The organism is Thermodesulfitimonas sp. (genome assembly GCF_052743955.1).
On record NZ_JBRAIN010000128.1, the window covers coordinates 1 to 1,343 of the forward strand.

Genomic DNA, 1,343 nt, shown 5'->3' on the forward strand with positions numbered 1-1,343 from the left:
ATTATAAGCCATGAACTTTCAAAGTGTAAACAACTCCGGAGCCAAACGGCCAAATTTAAACTCCCAAGCGCAAAAAATTAAACCCACCGGTTATTAACGTACAAAAACAAAAAAACGCGCGGCGCCTTCCTTATCCGCGCGCGTTTTGAAAACCGGATTCGGCCGGCTGTTTCCCGCTATTCAAACCGGGCGCCCGCACACCTTATGCCGGTAACCGCCACAAGAAAACCGGAACCGTCACGTGCGGGACCGCAGGAGCCGTTCCTTTAAAAAAATTGCCGGTGATGTATAAATCTTTCGCCGGCCGGGAACAATGCAAATAGCTCCGCTATAAAACTCTATCTCTCCCCATCCAGCGGTATCCGCTGGACTCTTTTTTACTTGACGCGCCGCGTTTGCTTCCGCTATAATTAAATTTGCGCCGGCCCGGGATGTGGCGCAGCTTGGCTTAGCGCGCGTGCCTTGGGAGCACGAGGCCGGGGGTTCAAATCCCCCCATCCCGACCATTTCGGTAGTCAGTGGTCAGACGTCAGTCGTCAGAAAGATAAAGAAAGCATCGCCTACCTTCAATACGTCCGACCACCGACGACCGACAACCGACGACCGATACGGAGGGGTACCCGAGTGGCCAAAGGGGGCAGACTGTAAATCTGCTGGCTGACGCCTTCGCTGGTTCGAATCCAGCCCCCTCCACCATAAACAGCCGTCAGCAGTCAGTCGTCAGTCGTCAGAAAATCCAAGGTAGGAATTTGCAGAGCAAATTCCTACAAGCAGGTCCGACGACCGACGTCCGACGACTGACATCCGATACGGGCCACTAGCTCAACTGGTAGAGCAGGCGACTCTTAATCGTCTGGTTGGGGGTTCGAGTCCCTCGTGGCCCACCAGAGAAAGCAACAGCGGTAAGGGTTTCGGGGTTGGAAATCCTTGCCGCTGACCCCAAGAGAACCGAATTTGAGAAAATTTTGAGAAAACGTTTTTGGGTTAGTGCTTGGCCAGGAGCTCGTCAATCTTCCTGGCCGCTTCTTTTTGCATTTCCGCCGTAACGTGGGCGTAAAGGTCCGCTGTGATGCCGATCTGGGTATGCCCCAGGCGCTCGCTCACCACCTTCAACGGCACACCGCTGGCGATAAGCCAGGTGGCGTGCAGGTGGCGCAGGTCGTGGAAGGAAATCGGGTAGCCCATTTTATAAGCGGTCTTCCTAAAGACACTACCTAAAGTGGAGTTATTAATCGGCCTTCCGTCCTCGAAACAACACACCAGGTTAATATCTTGGTATGCGCCGCCCAAACTTATGCGGTTCTTCTTTTGCTCCAATCGGTGCCGCTTCAGTTCCTTCGCCA

The 1,343-nt window shown here is 53.6% G+C and carries 1 protein-coding gene and 3 tRNA genes; 3 read left to right on the forward strand and 1 reads right to left on the reverse strand.

From position 1 onward, the window contains the following. The first annotated feature begins 427 nt into the window (after positions 1-427). The 3 genes from ACUVTA_RS08885 to ACUVTA_RS08895 all read left to right on the forward strand — a co-directional run bounded on the left by ACUVTA_RS08885 (position 428) and on the right by ACUVTA_RS08895 (position 887). A tRNA-Pro gene (locus ACUVTA_RS08885) sits at positions 428-506 on the forward strand. Between the two features lie 104 nt (positions 507-610). Next, positions 611-696: transfer RNA gene (locus tag ACUVTA_RS08890), tRNA-Tyr, on the forward strand. Between the two features lie 115 nt (positions 697-811). Beyond that, positions 812-887, forward strand: a tRNA-Lys gene (locus ACUVTA_RS08895). A gap of 97 nt (positions 888-984) precedes the next feature. Here ACUVTA_RS08895 and ACUVTA_RS08900 read toward each other — a convergent pair. Beyond that, positions 985-1,260 carry a tyrosine-type recombinase/integrase gene (locus tag ACUVTA_RS08900; protein ID WP_445952588.1) on the reverse strand — a complete coding sequence of 92 codons (276 nt, stop codon included), beginning with the start codon at positions 1,258-1,260 and terminating at the stop codon, positions 985-987. Positions 1,261-1,343: the final 83 nt, after the last annotated feature.